The sequence below is a fragment of the Rhizobium leguminosarum bv. trifolii WSM2297 genome (genome assembly GCF_000271845.1).
Window position 1 is genome coordinate 911,514 of sequence record NZ_JH719395.1, and the last position, 16,439, is coordinate 927,952.

Consider the following 16,439-nt stretch of genomic DNA (forward strand, 5'->3'; position numbering starts at 1 on the left):
CGAGAAACAGCGGAATTTGAGTTTCTTCCAACATCGATCGCTTTACGCCGCTTCCAGTTCTCGTCATTGCGGCCGTGTTCGGGCAGGCTAGGAACGGCTGGCAGGTGAGACCAGACGATCACAGATCCGAAAAAGGGGATGAAATCGCCGTACGCGCAACCATCATTTCTCTGGAGGCGTATAGTGGACATGCCGACGCGTTAATGTCCTGGGAGGCCGCGTGCAAACGGAATCGTCGGCTGAAGAGGGCGGCCAAAAAGGGTGAAGTGACGGGAGAACGAAGATGTTGGTGACAGATCGTGACTGCCAGACTGGAGGAGCGCGATTCGCCGTGCCGACGTTCGGCGAAATCGAGGGAAGACTATTGGTTTGCGAAGTGGTCGCGACCTGCTGCTTGCGACAGCTCCTCGCTCACTCCGACACCGCCGCCATTCCAGTCATCAAACGCCGGGTCAGGCGATTGCTTGAAACCCGCTGCCGCGGCGAAAAACTCTGCCAGGACGACATGGAAGCGGCTGTCGAATATGCGTTTCAGCTGGTGGATGCGGCCGCCGAGGCAGCCGGCAGGAAGACCGTGGTTTCGAAAACGACCGATGGCTGCGAAACCATTCGCCGGCTGCGGGCAATGCACGGTCCTTCTCGTCGTTAGCGCGCTTTAACTAGGCTGGCGGGGTTTCTTCAGCCTGCCACTGTGCGTCCTTTGTCCTTCATGCTGCAAAATTCGATCAACTGTTCCGACGTCATTGGTCGCGCCAGAGCATAGCCTTGCAACAAATGGCAACCAAGATCTTTCAGGATCTTCGCGTGCTCCATTGTCTCCACGCCCTCGGCAACGATGTCGATATTCTGTGACCGGCCGATTTCGATAATGGAGGAGACCAGGCGGCGTTGAGATGGAGAGGCTATGATCGGTTTGATAATTTCGCGGTCGATTTTAAGTCGCCGCGGCTCAAATCGAAGCAGACTGATGATGCTGGCATGTTCCGTGCCGAAATCGTCAATCTCAATTTCAATGCCAAGCGCTTTGATAGTCGGAATGATATCATGGAGGGCAGGTTGAAGCTCGTCGAAGGAAATTGTCTCAAGCAGCTCGAAACACAGCCGACCCTTCGATACGGGAAGCTCGGACAGCTCGGCAAGCAGATTTGGCTGCGCCAGGCGGCGCGCTGAGATATTCACTGAGACCCGCGGGATCTGCATTCCCAGACTATCCCATCTCGTAAGCTCGAACAGGGCCTTCTGCAGGATTAGCCTATCCATGTCGCCGCTCCGCCCCAGTCTTTCCGCGGCGTCAAGAAAATTGTTCGGGCCGAGCAGACCTTTTCGCGGGTGATCCCAGCGGGCAAGGGCCTCGACGCCGGCGATAGCCAACGTATCTGCGTTGAACTGCGGTTGGAAGAAGGCAACAAGTTCATCGCGGTCGAGCGCCTGATTGAACTCATCCGCCAATTCTTTTGAATGGATTGCAGCGCTACGAAGCTCTTCGGTGAAGATGGCCGCGCGGCCACGGCCGGTCTTTTTCGCCTCGTAGAGAGCCAAATCGGCATTCAGAAGCAACTGACCGAGATCCCGCCCGCGGGCACGTTCAGTCTCCCAGGCGACACCGACGCTCGCTCCGACCACATACTCTGCCCCATCGATAAGGATGGGCCGCTGGAGGCCGTCGACGATCTGCCTGGCCAATTCGGTTGCTTCAGGCTCGGGATCGGCGCTCCACCTGGCGAAGATGAACTCGTCTCCACCGATCCGAGCCGCGACGTCGCTTGGGCCGGTCAAATCGGCGAGACGCAAAGCCGTTGTTTGCAGGACCATGTCGCCGCCGGCATGCCCTTTCGTATCGTTGATCTCTTTAAATCGGTCGAGGTCGATATGAATGAGGATCAGACTGTCTTCTTCACCGGGTCTCTGGGGTTGCGAGATCATCTGGTCGACGAACCGTCGGTTCGCCAGCCCCGTCAGCGCGTCGTGCAACGACAGATATTCTAGCCGTTGCCGCGCTCGAACGAGCTTCTTCTTGTGGAGGCGAAGCTTTTCAATCGTTCTTTGACGCGACCTGGTCAGGAAGCCGACCCAAATGATCGGCGCAACGACACACAACGCCAACAGGCTCGCATAAAACTCAAAAATGCCGATCCCGTTATTTTGGCCCCATCCGCGCTTGGGCACTGCGACGAAGGTCCATCGGCCATAAGTCATGTCAACGGATGTCACGACCGGCTGCTTCGAAAAGGTTTCCAGATTTCCGAGAAAAACCTGTTTCGGCGAATTTGGCTCCGGCACGGTGCTGATGGCAATCTCAAGCTCGGTCGATCCGAGGCCGCTATCGCTATAGAGCCTTGGAATATCTATGATTCCGGAGAGCAGACCCCAAAAGACCTGGCTGTTTCCGTTATTGTTATAAATCGGGCACCTGACGACAAAAGCAGTTCCGCCTTGGACGAGCTCCACCGGGCCTGTCAGAACGATATTGTGGGTGTTGCGCGCCAGCATCGCGGCAGCCCGTTGCTTCTCATTCTTTCGGTAATCGAGACCGACGGCCTTTTCGTTTCCTTTTTCCGGATAAACCCACTTGACCACCATGTCGGGCGCCGCAGCGAAGCTGCGCAATTGTGAATCGGGCTGCAGGATCTGCGCGGCAAGTTTGGAAAATCCGTTTTGGTCCATTGTCGGGTCGACTGCGATGCCGGCCGCCAGCCCTTGCAGCAGCTTCACATTGCTATTGAGGTTGGTCTGTAGCCGAGATGATATTGTGGCAAGCTCGCCGGCAACAATCGAGCGTTCTTCGGCCAGCGAGCGCTCCAGCCGCCAGTTCGTTGCGACCCAGACGATGATGACTGCAATCATTGCCGCGAATATTGCCGGAGCAAATGCGCTGGCATGGCTGGCTGTGGAAGTAGCGAGGCCACGTACTATTTTTGGACTTCTAAGAAACTTCATCAGGTTGCCAGCGCGGATGGACACGCCTGCATCCTTGCACAGTTTCTTTAAGGCAACGCTAAACCGGCCAGCCTGGGAGAAAAGCCGACCCGGTTCGGATGTCGCCGCCTCTTGCGTTCGGCAAGCTGGTGCAGCGACAGCGATCGGCGAGGGTCGGTTGGAGATTGCGTTGAGACATTTCAAAAATATCCAAGCCATTGTTTTAAGTCGAGCTTTTGTCTACCGCATGGCACGATGGCCTGCCGCGATCTGACTGACTGGTCCTGTTGCTGGGGCAGATCGGGCAGGTGAGGGCGCCCCCGCCGGCCTCGGTCATCCATTGGCGCAGCGTCTCCTCGGCGACTGAAATCTGATGCAGTTCGATCAGCTTCTCGCGCGCCAGTGTCGGACCGAAATCCGGATAACGTTCGCGGATCAGATCCAGCGCCGCATTGCGAAAATCCTCGCTGTGGCGCCGATTGCTCGGGCGCCATCGCTTCTTCGAGACCAGACCGTCTGGACCGGCCTGATCATAGGCTTGCAACAGCCTGTGGACCTGACTGCGGCTGAGACCGAGCAGCTCGGCCGCCTGAACGACGCTCAGACGCCGATCACGGATCTTCTGAATGACTTCGAGGCGATGCAATTCTTTCTGCGACATGGTGATCATAAAGGACATGACGACTCCGACCGCTCATGGTCTCGACCAGGCTGAAGGTCGCCATCCTTGCTCCCAACGTTGGCATTGACCAGCACGTCGAGAGGCGAGACTGTCGCATCTCTAACTGGCCCAACTGTCGCATTACTAAATAGCCGCTACATACAATAATCGCATAAGACAGATTATGGAACATAAGAATGCCTTTTGATTGCAATGGCATATCTTCATCGTCCATCTCACCCGCCCACTTTGGGCCGGGTCGAATTTGCGTCTCGACGATCGCACGCCTCAGTTATTATTCCTGAACTGTTGGGATGACTTTTGCTGGCCTTTGCAGCTCGGCTGCGGCGGCGGACGCTGCTGGATCGGCCGTCCCGCTGGAGACATGAACCGTCGGAGTTGCAAACTGGATCCCTTTTTCCGCGAAGGTCTTCTTGAGCATCGCAAGCGCCTTTCGGCGAACGCCGAATTGTTCGCCGGGTTTGGCCATGAACTTCAGCCGGATCTGCACGCCATAATCCGCCATCTGCTCAATCCCTTGCATCTTCAAGGGCTCGATGATGTTGGGCCCGAGTTCGGCGTCCTCCAGAAGTTCGACGCCGATGCGCTTGATGGTCTTGCGGACCTCCTCGAGATCGCTGTCATAATTCAAGGTGAGCGTAATGATGTCGATCACCCAGTCGCGGCTGAGGTTCTGCACCGCGCCGAGTTCGCCGAACGGAACGATCGTGACCGGGCCGCGATGGTGTCGCAGACGGATCGATCGCAGCGAGAAACCTTCGACCGTCCCCTTATATTTTGCCGCCTGAATGTATTCGCCGATGCGAAAAGCATCGTCGAACAGATAAAAGACGCCTGAGATGATGTCCTTGACGAGTGTTTGTGCGCCGAAGCCGACGGCGATGCCGACGACACCGGCGCCCGCCAGCAGCGGTCCGATCTGAATGCCGACGGCATCCAGGATCATCAGGAAGCCGACAGCCCCGATCGCCAGGAACAGCACATTGCGAAGGATGGGAAGCAGCGTATTCAACCGCTGACGCCGACGCGCTTCGGGTCCGTCGTGATGCCCCGCCTCTGCGCTTCGCGACGCCACCGCCATCTGACTGTCGATCAGCGTGCTGGCGAGCTTCCAGATGACGTCCGTCACCAGCAGCACGATAACAATGCGGATGCCTGCGCGGATCAAACGCGTGCTCACCGTTTCGGCGGCGGCAAGGTCACTGAGATTGACATCCCACGAGCGGGCAATGAGCAGCGCGGCGACCACGATGAGGCCGTTGCGCAGCGTCTGCATGATGACAACGGACCATCCGACGATAGCCGGATCTTCCACCGCGTGTTCGCCGCCGGATTGTATGATGCGACCAATGATATCGCGAGCCACCGAAACGGTCAGCGGCAGGAGCGCGATGACGACCATCGTCCAGAAGGCACCGCGCAGTCCGGACACCCACAACAGCCACGATAGTACGATGCTCGCACTGAAGCCGACGCAGACCAGCCGGTTCACCGGCGGTCCGTCAGAACGAAACTGCCGCAGCCAAATCATGACGATCAGCGCGATTGAAACGACGCCAAGCCATGCCGCGGTAAAAAGGTCGACCAGGATGGGTGAAGCGCCGATCGTCTGGATCACTTCGATGATGGCCCAGCCAACCGCCAGCACTGCCACGATTCCGAGGAGCCAGTAGTACCAGAACCAGGCAAGCGACGTGACAAGCGTCAGAAGCCGCATATGCGGCAGGCGGGCGCCCGGCGCGATGACGATGCGGCCGACAAGCACGCCGAGACGCACCATCAGAGCAGCGGACAGCAGGATGAGTGCAACGTCGCGAAACACGGCAGGCCACGGAAAGAGAATAAACGCGCCGAGGCTTCCGATCAGGTAGCCGGTCAAGGCGAGAACACCCATTGAAAGTCGGCCCGCGTGGAGCTTGATCCGCTGCCGAACGGTGTCGGCAGGCGTGGTCAGCACAAAATGCAGAAGTCCTCGCCCCGACCACCAGGCAAGGCGCTGCGCGACGAAACCGCCTGCTACGAAGAGTGTGACCGCTAGGATCAAGCCGAGAGGGTCGATATGATTATCCGTCTGGAAGGCGCGGACCGCCGCTTGGATCTGTCCCGGGAGGGTCGGCACTGCATTGACGAGTGCGAGCAGCCTCTGGCGCAAATCCTGTAGTGAGGTGGCAATCGACGGCGGTGGCGCGTCTTGCGCGACAGCTACCGGCTGCGCCGGTTCCTGATTGCCGGGAACGATCCGGTTGACCAGCGCACGGCCGGAATCATCGTTCGGCAATTCGATGATAACCCTGATCGGCGCCGAGGAATTGGTCGGCTCGGCCGCTGCGGGATTTGCGCCGGCGAGCAGAAGCGTTGAAAATACCACCGTCAGCAATGTGAACACTCTGCCGAAGAAATGACGGTCGTCGTTGATGCGCATGTAGCTGTGGTCCTCGCGAAGTGGTCGCGCTTTGTCTGGTGGATTGAACTTCGCCACTTTGTGAAGCGTTGCATCATCAACGTCAATCGACGACCGGCCTGGCGGACGCAGACAGTATGTTGCAGCGACGCTCCGAAGCGACAAACGCTCGCGGCTAGAGCGGACCCAAATTTCCCGAGTCTATCTTCCGTAGGTAACTTCGAAGGGGAACGATGCCCTGGGCCCCGCTTCCCTGCCCGGTTCCATGCCGAAACATCGGGCCTCGTCATCGAGAGGGTGCCTCTCATTTCCGGCGGCTACCATGCGCTGGCGGCGTGTCTACCTATTCTGGGAGTTGGCCAGGTTTTTGAGCCTAGGCCGTCGTTCACGAGAGGACATCATATGTCTGAGAACAACATCGCCCATGTTGCCCCATCGGTCGCAGCAACTCCACCTTTCGGCGTCGCCGAAACCTTCGCTTCCGCCTCCGGAGAAGCCGCGCGCGCGGCTGTCGACTTCATCGAGATCGACGAGATCCTGACGCTGAGGAGGATGATCGTCCGCGCCCCGGCGCCCAAAGGTACTGTACTTTTCCTGCATGGGTTTCCGGAAACGCTGAGCGTCTGGAAGGAGATCGCGACAAGGCTTTCTCGCGACTACGACGTCCACGCCTTCGATTGGCCGGGTTACGGGCAGTCGTCGCGCCCGGTTTTGGAACGGTTTTCCTATGCGCCGAGGGCGTACGCGCAGGTGTTGAAGGCCTATATCGAACGAGCAGCCATCGACCGGGAGAACCTCGTAATCTACGCGACCGATATCGCTGCCCTCCCCGTTCTGCTGCTTGCTCTCGATGAGCCGACGATCGCCAGGCAGATCATCGTCGGCGACTTCGCGCCATTCGACCGGCCGCAATATATGTGGGAGAACCTGCAGAACCTCAAAACCGAGCCGACCGCCTCGCCGACCCGCGCTTACATGAACAAGACCAGCGACGATATCCTTGCGAACGTGCACAGGCGCGGCCTCTCGCCCGCGGAGCAATTCGATCTGCCGATCGACCTTCAGCAAGACATGGCCCGTTCGTGGAGCCTCGACGGGATCACTTCGGCGGACGCCTTTGCCGATTATTACGCGAATTTCACCCGCGACCAGAACGTCCTCGAGGCCAACCTCGAGCGGTTGAAGACGCCGGTCAAGCTGGTCTGGGGCGAAAAGGATCTCTACATCAAAAAGGAAATGGGCATCGAGTTCGCCGCCAAGATCGGTGCAAAAATCGATATCCTGCCGGGTATCGGCCATTTCCCACATCTTCAGAATCCGGAACAAACAGTTGAAGATATCTACACATCCTTCAGATAATGTTTGATTATCGTGGTGAAGATACAGACGACGGCCATTACATGCGCATCGACCACGGCTGTCACACGATCCCGACAAACTTCTGTCCAGCGGGACTTAAGGCTTGGCCCTAATCGAGCAGCTTGCGTATGGCCATGATCCCTTTGGCGGCATCCGACCAGGATTGCCGCCAGATCAGCATGCCGACGCTGAGGATGGTCGCAACGATGAATGGGATCGGCCCGAGAAACCAGAAGGCGGCTGCGAAGGTGAAGTAATAAGACCGGACACCGACGCTAAACGATCGAAGAGCAGGGTTCGAAACCAGGGTCAGCGCATTTGTCCAACTGACAATGTCCCTGTCTTCATCGCGCGACGGGCTGGCCCCAATCGCCGCCAGGCAGTAGTTGATCTGCCGGACCGCCCAGATGAAATCGGATAGTCCCCGCAGCAGCGTGGCCATGATCAGGAGCACCTTGCACTGGAAAAACCAGGCGGGATCCTGGGCGGCAAACATCTCGATCAGACCGCCACCCGATCCATAATTCGGCTCCATGAACAGCGCGCCGCTGAGCCCGACGATGACGATCAGGTTGGCGGAACCGAAGAAGGATGCCGAATTGATCGTGTGGCCGAGGATCGCCGCGTCGCCGATGAAGTTGTTGTCTCGCGTCAGCACCTCGCGCATCCAGGCGGTGCGGATCCGCACCATGTCGACGGAAAGGCTGTCGTTCCTCCTTGGCCACCCCACGGCCATCAAAGGCTCGAGCGCCACCCAGACAAGAAGGAAGAAAACGATCGCCGCGACGTTCAGAAAATCCATAGTGCCCTCGAACTGAATCTGGATTTTCTGAAACACTACTTCGAGGAAACGACAGCTCCAAGCGTCTATCGTCGCCCGCGGGTACGGTATCCGGGCCCCTGCGTACGATCGCCAGGGCCGATGCCTGTGCGTGACGCGTTTATGGGGCGGCCGCGGCCGCGTCCTACGCGTCACCTTGCGGGGTGCGACGAGCTCGAAAACGTCGATGTGACGAGGGCGATACGCGCCGCGCCGCGCTTCCGTGGCAAGCTTGCTGATTATGCGGCGCAGATTGAGCCATCAAGCGTGGAGCCTTAACAAGCAGGTTGCTGGCAACGTTCTTGCAGTGGCGTCGAGTGGAAACGCGACTAAAATCGGGAGCCAATACTACTGCTTTGTCTTTGATCGAGCCTGTCGTATTCTTGCAAGTGCTGGGGATTGGCCAACCGGCAGCATTGGCGCTCAGACTGGGGGTGCGAAATGAACCTTGTTAGCGGGGCTTTCGGAACGCCCGAATTTCTGTCCGAAGAGCCTGGCATCTTCACGTGGGATTTGGCGACGGACACGGTATATGCGGATTCGGCGCTGGCACAGCTTTTTGGGCTTGATCCGGAACAGACCATCTCGGGGCTGCCGATCATAAAATACCTCGACCGGATCCACCCGGACGACAAGCCATCCGTTGCCAAGGCGATTTCGGATTCGGTGATCACGGGAGATCCCTACCGCCATGACTATCGGGTATTTGATCGAAGCGGGCAGATGGTAGCCGTGGCTGCCTTCGGCCGCTGTTTCCGGGATGAAGCCGGCAACCCATCGCACTATGCGGGCATCGTATTTGCGACGAACGATCCCGCCCCGCAAGACGAGTTGTCTGCTCACTGCAGGGAGGCCATGAAAATTGCACAGTCATCCGGCTTGCAGGCGACGGCCGATGCACTTGAAGCGATTCTGAAAGAGCTCGCCAAGCCGATGCCATCCGACGCTGTGCCGATTCATTGATGTCGTTCCTTGGCTGTCAGTGCCACCGTCTCGCCTCGGAGAGCTGACCGGCAAATCCGGTCAGCATGACTCCCAGTGCAAGGCGCCGAACCAGTCTGGTTGCGACGAAGGCCGCGCACATCGCCGCGGCAAGCTTCGCCCAGGGATAATCGCCGAGTTGAACATGGGCGTTTGCATCGACCGAAGTGGCCTTGGCTTTCAGCGCCGCTTCTGCATCCTCGCGCAGCATACCGATCCGGGCGCGCAGCAGTCTGACTTCATGCTGCAGCACGTTCAAATCATCGTCAGCCTTCTCACGCGCGTTCTCTGTGGCAGCATCGGCAAATGGCGGTTCGCCTTCCGCGACAAGGTCATCGGGGTCGAGCGGAAGGACGCCGTCCCGGTTAATGGATGATTGCATGGATATGTCCTCCAACGAAGAGCAAGAGAAATAAGCCCGGCATAGGACCGGGCCTCGGTGGGTGCACATCAATGATCGCGCCGGAAACTCTGGCTCTGTTGCGATCCACCTTGCGACTGGCTCTGCGACTGCCGGTCGGCATCACTCGATGGCGAGCCGGTCAAAGTATAGGCCCGCACCTTGGCGCTTCCATGCGTGGTGTCGCGTGTGGCGACCGGGCGCGGGTCGTCGGGATTGGTAGGCGAATCCCGACCTTCGAAGGCCGTCTCGGAGACGGCGAGGTCTTCCGCCGCTTTGCCGCCTTCAGTCGCGCCGGCAAAACCCGTGTTTGACGCGCCTTGAAATGCGCCCTCCGATGACCAGAGGTCCGCCCGCTCATCCATGTCGATGCTGCCCTCGTCGTCCAGAATATCGTGGACTGTCTCATAGAGCGCGTCATCGATGTCATTGACCTGGACGAGGAAGCCCCCTCGCCGCAGCCCCTCCGCGTAGACCGCCCGGTCCTCGTCCGGAAAAAAGAAGTCGGCCAACGCCTCGAAGAAGCCGCTGCGATTGTCGCTCCTCGCGCCGGCGGTCTTTGCGTCCGCCTCATACCCTGGCATCAACCTGATTCTCGCCACCGGCACGCCCGCATCTTCCAGACGGGAGACGGCGGATTGAGCTTCCGATCGACTGTCGAAAAATGCTGTAAGGCTGCTGCCCCCTGTCGGGCCCGAGACGGCTGGATTAGTATCGTTGTAAATGCTGCTCACGGGAAATCTCCTCTCGATGCAAAGCCCCACGCCGCCGATCCGGCGGCTGGTTTCCTGATCAGAAAAACAGGTGGGCGAGTGGAATGTTCCAAGCCAATGCGAGGGAGGCGATGGTGGCTTCAGCCGAACCGCCCGCCCCTACATTGGCGCCTCACCGTTATTAAAATGAGGAACGGTTTGGCATCGAAGATCGTTGTCCCGCGCCACCGCAATTCAAGGGGCTGTGCGGTTGACGTCAAACCGTCGAGACGCTAGCACGGCTATTGACGCACTGGGGATATTTCATATGGACATCTTTACGGCAGCCGGTCTGACGGCTTTGCTGCAGGTCATTGCTATCGACCTCGTTCTTGCCGGCGACAACGCCGTGGTTATCGGTCTTGCCGCTGCCGGGCTCGAGGCCACACAGCGCCGCAAGGCGATCATCGTCGGCATTGCGGCCGCGACCGTCCTGCGTATTCTCTTTGCCAGTGTTGCGGTCTATCTGCTGGCGATCGTCGGTCTGCTGCTGGCCGGCGGACTTCTGCTCCTCTGGGTCTGCTGGAAGATGTGGCGCGAGCTTCGCGCCGGCCATGGCGACAATAATGACGCAGCCGGCGGCGAAAGCGCGCCGAAAAAGACCTTCTTCCAGGCGGCAACCCAGATCGTCATCGCCGACGTCTCCATGTCGCTCGACAACGTGCTCGCCGTTGCCGGTGCCGCACGCGAACATCCGAGCGTGCTGATCATCGGTCTTGCCCTGTCGATCGCGCTGATGGGTATTGCCGCCAACCTGATCGCCCAGTTGCTGCACAACCATCGCTGGATCGCCTATGTCGGCTTGCTGATCATCCTCTATGTTTCGCTCGACATGATTTATCGCGGCGCCGTCGAGGTTATGCCCTACGTATAGTGACAGGGGATCGGGGCTTACGCCTCGATCCTGACCTCGGTTTCGAAGCTCATCTGGTCATAGGCCGGCACCACATGGTCCGGCGTCTCAGCCATCACCACGTCGTAATCGAGCGGCGTGTGCATATGCGTGAGGATCGCCCGCTTTGGCTTCAGCCGGCCGATCCAGTCGAGCGACTGTTCCAGGGACAGATGGCTCGGATGATAGGTATATTGCAGCGCGTCGATGATCAGCACATCGAGATTTTGAAGCTTGTCGACGGTCTGCGGCGGGAAGTCGCTGATATCGCTGCAATAAGCGACATCGCCGATACGGAAGCCGAGCGAGTGGATATCGCCATGCTGCTGGATATGCGGGTGAAACTGTATCTTGCCGCCGGGGCCGCGGATTTCGACGGGGTCGCCGATGTTTTCCATGACAACAGGCAGCACGATCGGCGGATAATTGCTGCCCGGCGGCGTTTCCAGGCAATAGCCGAAGGCTTCGCGCAGCCTGTCCATCGTATATTGGTCGGCAAAGATCGGCACTCGGCGGCGCGTATTGTGAAAATAGCCGCGTAGATCGTCGATGCCGTGAATATGATCGGCATGCGGATGGCTGTAGAGCACGGCATCGACATGATCGGCCCCCGCCCTGATCATCTGTTCGCGAAAATCCGGTCCGGTGTCGATGACGACGGTGGTGACACCGCCATTCGGGGCAAATTGCTGCACCATGAAGGCGGCGCGTGTGCGCCGGTTCTTCGGATTGTCGGGATTGCAGGCGCCCCAGTCGCCGGTAATGCGCGGCACGCCGGGTGACGACGAACAGCCGAGGATGGTGAAGCGCCGCCGGTAGAGCACGCTCTCAGACCCTCGGCATCTTCGTAAACAGGCGCAATGCGTTCTCCGTCGTAATCCGCGCGACCTCTGCGTAGGAAAGGCCGATCGTCTCGGCGAGCACCTCGGCGGTGTTGACGACATAGGACGGTTCGTTGCGCTTGCCGCGCCAGCGCTTCGGCGCCAGATACGGCGCGTCCGTTTCCACCAGCAGCCGCTCATGCGGGACCGTCTTGGCGATCGCGCGCAGCTCTTCCGACTTCGGGAAGGTCAGAATGCCCGAAAAGGAGACATAGCCGCCGAGTTCGACGCCAGTCTTCGCGAGTTCCGGGCCTGCCGAGAAGCAGTGCAGGATGAAGGGGAAAGCCCCCTTCCCGGTTTCCTCGGTCAGGATCGCTGCCATATCCTCATCGGCACTGCGGCTGTGGATGACGAGCGGCAGCTGCGTCTCGCGCGCCGCCGCGATATGGCGGCGGAAGCCGGTCTGCTGGTCCTCGGGCTTCTGCGTATCGTAGAAATAATCGAGACCGGCCTCGCCGATCGCCACCACCTTCTCATGGGCGTTGGCAAGGCGCACCAGATCTTCCGTCTGGATATCCAGCTCTTCGTCGGCATTGTTCGGATGCGTACCGACCGAGCAGAACACCGAAGGATATTTCTCGGTGATTTCAAGCAGCCTGTCGAGCTTGCGCACCCGCGTCGAAATCGTCACCATCTGCTTGACGTCGGCCTGATGGGCGCGCGTGACGATCTCGTCGCGCTCCGCCTCGAAGTCGGCGAAATCAAGATGGCAATGCGTATCGATCAGCACGGCCTCAAGCCTCCGGAGCAACGTAGCGCGGGAAGACAGGCGTCGGCGCTTCGATCGGCGTTCCGGCAACGAGACGGCCTGCCGCACCGAGGGCGGCAAAATCGCGCTTGTCGGCAGATGCTGCCACGAGGTCGAGCAGCTTGCCTGATGATTCCGGCATGAAGGGCTGCAGCAGGATGGCGATCTGGCGCACGACTTCGGCGGTGACATAGAGCACCGTGCCCATCCGCTCCGGATCGGTCTTTTTCAGCGCCCACGGCGCCTGGCCGGCGAAATAACGGTCGGTCTCGGAAACGACCGAGATGATCGAAGCGAGCGCCCGGTGGATCTGCTGTTTGCCCATGTCCTCGCGTGTCGAGGCATGCAGCGCGTCGGCCTGCGCCAGCATCGCCTTGTCCTCGTCGCTGAGCGGCCCACATTCGGGGATCTTGCCGTCGCAGTTCTTGACGATCATCGACAGAGAGCGGCTGGCGAGATTGCCGATGCCATTGGCAAGGTCGGAGTTGATGCGGATGCCGATTGCTTCTTCGCTGTAGCTGCCGTCCTGGCCGAAGGAGACTTCGCGCAGGAAGAAGTAGCGCACCTGGTCAAGGCCGAAATGGTTCACCAGATTGACGGGATCGACGACGTTGCCGAGCGACTTCGACATCTTCTCGCCCTTGTTGAGCAGGAAGCCATGGGCAAAGACCCGCTTCGGCAACGGCAGCTTCGCCGACATCAGGAAGGCCGGCCAGTAGACGGCGTGGAAGCGGATGATGTCCTTGCCGATGATGTGCACATCGGCCGGCCAGTATTTCGCCCGCGGGCCGTTCCGATCCTCGATATAGCCCGTCGCCGTGAGGTAGTTGGTCAGCGCGTCGACCCAGACATACATGACGTGGGCCGGATCGTTCGGCACTTTGATGCCCCAGTCGAAGGTGGTGCGCGACACCGACAGGTCCTTGAGACCTGACTTGACGAAGGAGATCACCTCGTTACGGCGTTCGGCCGGACCGATGAAATCCGGGTTCGCCTCGTAATGAGCAAGCAGCTTCTCCTGATACTCGGAGAGCTTGAAGAAATAGCTTGCCTCTTCCACCCACTCAACCGGCGTACCCTGCGGCCCGTAGCGCACGCCGTCGGCGCGCAGCTCCGTTTCGTTTTCCTGGTAATAGGCCTCGTCGCGCACCGAATACCAGCCGGCATAGCTGTCCTTGTAGATGTCGCCATTCTCGGCCATCAGGTTCCAGATGTTACGCGATGTCTCGTGATGACGCTCCTGCGTGGTGCGGATGAAGTCATCGTTGGAGGCGTTGAGCAGCTTGGCCATCGCCTGGAATTCGCCGGAGTTGCGGTCGGCAAGCGCCTGGGCGGTGATGCCCTCGCCGCGCGCCGTCTGCTGCATCTTCTGGCCGTGTTCGTCGGTGCCGGTCAGGAAGAACACGTCCTTACCGTCGAGGCGCTGGTAGCGCGCCATCGCATCGGTCGCGATCAGCTCGTAGGCATGGCCGATATGCGGCTTGCCATTGGGATAGGAGATCGCGGTGGTGATGTAGAAGGGTGTCTTGTCTGTCATGGCGGCCAATGTCCGGCTAACTCTATAAAAATGGTCAGCCGCTCTTAGCGCATGTCACCGTCAAGCGAAACATCAAGTTTTACCGCCGCCGATGATTTCCGGGAGGTAGGCGTAGTGAACTTGACTCAGCTTCTGCCGCAATCTACCCCTCAAGGAAAAGAGGGCGGAACAGAACCAAGTGCCAGTTTTCATCGATCCGGATTGTCGTGACTGTGCGCCGTCGGAGAAGCTTGTTTGACATTCGAGCCTCTCTATTCACTTTCGGGCCTGTTTGTCGGCGCGCTCGTCGGCATCACCGGTGTTGGTGGCGGTTCGCTGATGACACCGCTGCTGGTGCTGCTCTTCGGCGTCCATCCAGCCACCGCCGTCGGCACCGATCTTCTCTATGCGGCGATCACCAAGACCGCCGGCACCGCCGTTCACGGCATGCACGGGCGCATCAACTGGAAGATCGTCGGCAGCCTTGCAGCCGGCAGCGTGCCGGCCGCCCTGCTGATGCTCTGGCTGCTGGCAGGCGTCGATCGCAAAAGCATCGGTGTCACCAATACGATCACCACGGCGCTCGGCTGGCTTCTGGTCATGACTGCGATCATGCTGGTCTTCCGCGGTCCGATCCTCGAATGGGCGCGCCGCGCCATCGGCGACCGCACGCCGCCGCAGCCGAGTACCATCCTCGCCCTCACCGTCATTCTGGGATTTGTCCTCGGCGTCCTCGTCACTCTCACCTCGGTCGGTGCCGGCGCGCTGGGGGTGACCATCCTGCTGGTGCTCTATCCCAGGCTCGATGTGCGCGAGATCGTCGGTTCGGATATCGTTCATGCGGTCCCGTTGACGCTGATCGGCGGCACCGGCTACTGGTTGATCGGCGAGATCAACTGGCCGATGCTGCTTGCCCTGCTTGTCGGCTCGATCCCCGGCATCATCATCGGCAGCCTTCTGGCGCCGAAGCTGCACGAGCGCACCATCCGCATCGTCCTTGCCGCGACACTCGCCGTCGTCGCAGGCAAGCTGCTGGCTGGCTGACCTGAGAATCAGGATTCAAATTTAGAGACCCGGCTGCTTGATATCGGCGAGAATGCTGATGATCGTCTGTTTGCGGTCGAGGTTATAGGCATCCGAAATGGTCAGCCGCTCGGTGATCTCGGAATAGAGCCGCGCCAGCCGCTCCGCAGCTGTGATCTGCCCCTCGCCAGCCGCAGTCCGCGCCCGGTTCATGATGTCGTCGCCGACATGGCTGACGAAGAAATCGAAGATCGTGTCGCTTTCCCGGCCTGAAAGCGCGTCGGCCAGCCGATGCATGGCCTTGCGCGCCGCCGGCCCTTCGGCCGATAGCATCTCATCATAGGCGGAAATGATCTCGCCTCCGCCGTAGTTCAACAGTTTCAGCGCCTCCCCGACGCTGCCCTTGGCGGCCGAAAGCACCGCACCGCCCTCGCCTGCTATGCCGAGATGGGCAAGGGCCGCCATGAGCGCGTCGTCGGCAAGCGGTGCCAGCTTCAGTGGCAGGCAGCGCGAACGGATGGTCGGCAACAAGCGTCCCGGCGCATGCGAGAGCACCAGGAACAATGCCCGCTTCGGCGGCTCTTCCAGGATCTTCAGGATGGCGTTGGCGGCATTGCGGTTCATGTCGTCGGCCGGATCGATGATGACGATCCGCCAATTGCCGGTGCCTGATGTCTGCGAGAAGAATTTGCCGGCGCGGCGCACCTCGTCGACCGTGATCGCCGACTTCACCTTGCCGGTCTTTTCATCCACCGGCCGGGCGAGATGCAGGAGATTGTGCGAGGCGCCGGAGGAGATCTGCCGGCTGACTGAAGAGGCAGGATCCGGATCGCCGATCGTCTCCGGCGCCGTCGCAGGATCGGGATGGGAGAGCACGTGATTGGCAAAGCGGAAGGCGAGCGTCGCCTTGCCGATGCCCTCCGGTCCCTCGATCAGGATGGCGTGGTGACCCTTGCCGGACCGGTAGGATTGCGCCAGGAAGGCCTCCGCCTCCTCATGGCCGAACAGCCGGGTATTTTCCCCCGGCCAGATGGCGCCGTCGAGCAGTCCGGGTCTTTCTTCACTCAT

General features: G+C 59.8%; 14 protein-coding genes and 1 pseudogene. 5 read left to right on the forward strand and 10 right to left on the reverse strand.

Features of this window, described 5'->3' with window-relative positions; genetic code table 11:
• The first annotated feature begins 283 nt into the window (after positions 1–283).
• Positions 284–649 (forward strand): hypothetical protein, encoded by a 366-nt coding sequence (locus RLEG4DRAFT_RS38970; RefSeq protein ID WP_003579307.1) that lies wholly within the window; start codon positions 284–286, stop codon positions 647–649.
• A gap of 29 nt (positions 650–678) precedes the next feature.
• Here the strand turns inward: RLEG4DRAFT_RS38970 and RLEG4DRAFT_RS19700 are convergent, their stop codons facing one another.
• The 3 genes and pseudogenes from RLEG4DRAFT_RS19700 to RLEG4DRAFT_RS19710 form a co-directional block, all read right to left on the reverse strand.
• Positions 679–2,937, reverse strand: a complete 2,259-nt coding sequence (locus RLEG4DRAFT_RS19700; protein WP_037093881.1) for a bifunctional diguanylate cyclase/phosphodiesterase — start codon at positions 2,935–2,937, stop codon at positions 679–681.
• Between the two features lie 301 nt (positions 2,938–3,238).
• A pseudogene (locus RLEG4DRAFT_RS19705) lies at positions 3,239–3,595 on the reverse strand (helix-turn-helix domain-containing protein); the annotation flags it as partial.
• A gap of 277 nt (positions 3,596–3,872) precedes the next feature.
• On the reverse strand, positions 3,873–6,020 hold the full coding sequence (locus RLEG4DRAFT_RS19710) for a mechanosensitive ion channel family protein (protein ID WP_003579310.1): 2,148 nt from the start codon (positions 6,018–6,020) through the stop codon (positions 3,873–3,875).
• A 381-nt stretch (positions 6,021–6,401) separates the two neighbouring features.
• Here RLEG4DRAFT_RS19710 and RLEG4DRAFT_RS19715 point away from each other — a divergent pair, with 381 nt between their 5' ends.
• Positions 6,402–7,358 (forward strand): alpha/beta fold hydrolase, encoded by a 957-nt coding sequence (locus RLEG4DRAFT_RS19715; protein ID WP_003579311.1) that lies wholly within the window; start codon positions 6,402–6,404, stop codon positions 7,356–7,358.
• Positions 7,359–7,467: 109 nt separating this feature from the next.
• Here the strand turns inward: RLEG4DRAFT_RS19715 and RLEG4DRAFT_RS19720 are convergent, their stop codons facing one another.
• The gene (locus RLEG4DRAFT_RS19720) at positions 7,468–8,160 is read right to left on the reverse strand and encodes a DUF599 domain-containing protein (RefSeq protein ID WP_003579312.1); all 693 of its coding nucleotides are present in this window, start codon (positions 8,158–8,160) and stop codon (positions 7,468–7,470) included.
• A gap of 459 nt (positions 8,161–8,619) precedes the next feature.
• Between RLEG4DRAFT_RS19720 and RLEG4DRAFT_RS19725 the strand changes: the two genes are divergently transcribed.
• The gene (locus RLEG4DRAFT_RS19725; RefSeq protein WP_003579314.1) at positions 8,620–9,141 is read left to right on the forward strand and encodes a PAS domain-containing protein; all 522 of its coding nucleotides are present in this window, start codon (positions 8,620–8,622) and stop codon (positions 9,139–9,141) included.
• A gap of 16 nt (positions 9,142–9,157) precedes the next feature.
• On the opposite strand, the gene RLEG4DRAFT_RS19730 is transcribed toward RLEG4DRAFT_RS19725, so the two are convergent.
• Together RLEG4DRAFT_RS19730 and RLEG4DRAFT_RS19735 are read right to left on the reverse strand one after the other, a co-directional pair.
• The gene (locus tag RLEG4DRAFT_RS19730) at positions 9,158–9,541 is read right to left on the reverse strand and encodes a hypothetical protein (protein WP_003579317.1); all 384 of its coding nucleotides are present in this window, start codon (positions 9,539–9,541) and stop codon (positions 9,158–9,160) included.
• Positions 9,542–9,609: 68 nt separating this feature from the next.
• A complete protein-coding gene (locus RLEG4DRAFT_RS19735; protein ID WP_003579318.1) occupies positions 9,610–10,293 on the reverse strand; it encodes a hypothetical protein in 684 nt (227 codons plus the stop codon).
• Between the two features lie 286 nt (positions 10,294–10,579).
• On the opposite strand from RLEG4DRAFT_RS19735, the gene RLEG4DRAFT_RS19740 reads away from it, so the two are divergent.
• The gene (locus tag RLEG4DRAFT_RS19740; RefSeq protein WP_003579321.1) at positions 10,580–11,185 is read left to right on the forward strand and encodes a TerC family protein; all 606 of its coding nucleotides are present in this window, start codon (positions 10,580–10,582) and stop codon (positions 11,183–11,185) included.
• A gap of 17 nt (positions 11,186–11,202) precedes the next feature.
• On the opposite strand, the gene RLEG4DRAFT_RS19745 is transcribed toward RLEG4DRAFT_RS19740, so the two are convergent.
• Genes RLEG4DRAFT_RS19745 through metG form a run of 3 tightly spaced genes read right to left on the reverse strand, consistent with a single transcriptional unit; the run spans position 11,203 to position 14,369 of the window.
• Positions 11,203–12,027, reverse strand: coding sequence for an MBL fold metallo-hydrolase (locus RLEG4DRAFT_RS19745; RefSeq protein WP_003579324.1), 825 nt, complete (start codon positions 12,025–12,027; stop codon positions 11,203–11,205).
• Positions 12,028–12,031: 4 nt separating this feature from the next.
• On the reverse strand, positions 12,032–12,814 hold the full coding sequence (locus tag RLEG4DRAFT_RS19750; protein ID WP_003579326.1) for a TatD family hydrolase: 783 nt from the start codon (positions 12,812–12,814) through the stop codon (positions 12,032–12,034).
• A gap of 4 nt (positions 12,815–12,818) precedes the next feature.
• Entirely contained in the window at positions 12,819–14,369 is a 1,551-nt protein-coding gene (metG, locus tag RLEG4DRAFT_RS19755) for a methionine--tRNA ligase (protein ID WP_003579327.1), read from the reverse strand.
• Between the two features lie 234 nt (positions 14,370–14,603).
• On the opposite strand from metG, the gene RLEG4DRAFT_RS19760 reads away from it, so the two are divergent.
• Positions 14,604–15,392 (forward strand): sulfite exporter TauE/SafE family protein, encoded by a 789-nt coding sequence (locus RLEG4DRAFT_RS19760; RefSeq protein WP_003579329.1) that lies wholly within the window; start codon positions 14,604–14,606, stop codon positions 15,390–15,392.
• 21 nt (positions 15,393–15,413) lie between these two features.
• On the opposite strand, the gene RLEG4DRAFT_RS19765 is transcribed toward RLEG4DRAFT_RS19760, so the two are convergent.
• Entirely contained in the window at positions 15,414–16,439 is a 1,026-nt protein-coding gene (locus RLEG4DRAFT_RS19765; RefSeq protein ID WP_003579331.1) for a DNA polymerase III subunit delta', read from the reverse strand.

What these genes read in the sequence shown, in the direction of transcription:
- RLEG4DRAFT_RS19725 (WP_003579314.1), top strand. Translation starts at nt 8,620, where the DNA reads ATGAACCTTGTTAGCGGGGCTTTCGGAACGCCCGAATTTCTGTCCGAA.
- metG (WP_003579327.1), bottom strand. Translation starts at nt 14,369, where the DNA reads ATGACAGACAAGACACCCTTCTACATCACCACCGCGATCTCCTATCCC.
- RLEG4DRAFT_RS19710 (WP_003579310.1), bottom strand. Translation starts at nt 6,020, where the DNA reads ATGCGCATCAACGACGACCGTCATTTCTTCGGCAGAGTGTTCACATTG.
- RLEG4DRAFT_RS19715 (WP_003579311.1), top strand. Translation starts at nt 6,402, where the DNA reads ATGTCTGAGAACAACATCGCCCATGTTGCCCCATCGGTCGCAGCAACT.
- RLEG4DRAFT_RS19700 (WP_037093881.1), bottom strand. Translation starts at nt 2,937, where the DNA reads ATGAAGTTTCTTAGAAGTCCAAAAATAGTACGTGGCCTCGCTACTTCC.
- RLEG4DRAFT_RS19765 (WP_003579331.1), bottom strand. Translation starts at nt 16,439, where the DNA reads ATGAGTGAAGAAAGACCCGGACTGCTCGACGGCGCCATCTGGCCGGGG.
- RLEG4DRAFT_RS38970 (WP_003579307.1), top strand. Translation starts at nt 284, where the DNA reads ATGTTGGTGACAGATCGTGACTGCCAGACTGGAGGAGCGCGATTCGCC.
- RLEG4DRAFT_RS19720 (WP_003579312.1), bottom strand. Translation starts at nt 8,160, where the DNA reads ATGGATTTTCTGAACGTCGCGGCGATCGTTTTCTTCCTTCTTGTCTGG.
- RLEG4DRAFT_RS19740 (WP_003579321.1), top strand. Translation starts at nt 10,580, where the DNA reads ATGGACATCTTTACGGCAGCCGGTCTGACGGCTTTGCTGCAGGTCATT.
- RLEG4DRAFT_RS19730 (WP_003579317.1), bottom strand. Translation starts at nt 9,541, where the DNA reads ATGCAATCATCCATTAACCGGGACGGCGTCCTTCCGCTCGACCCCGAT.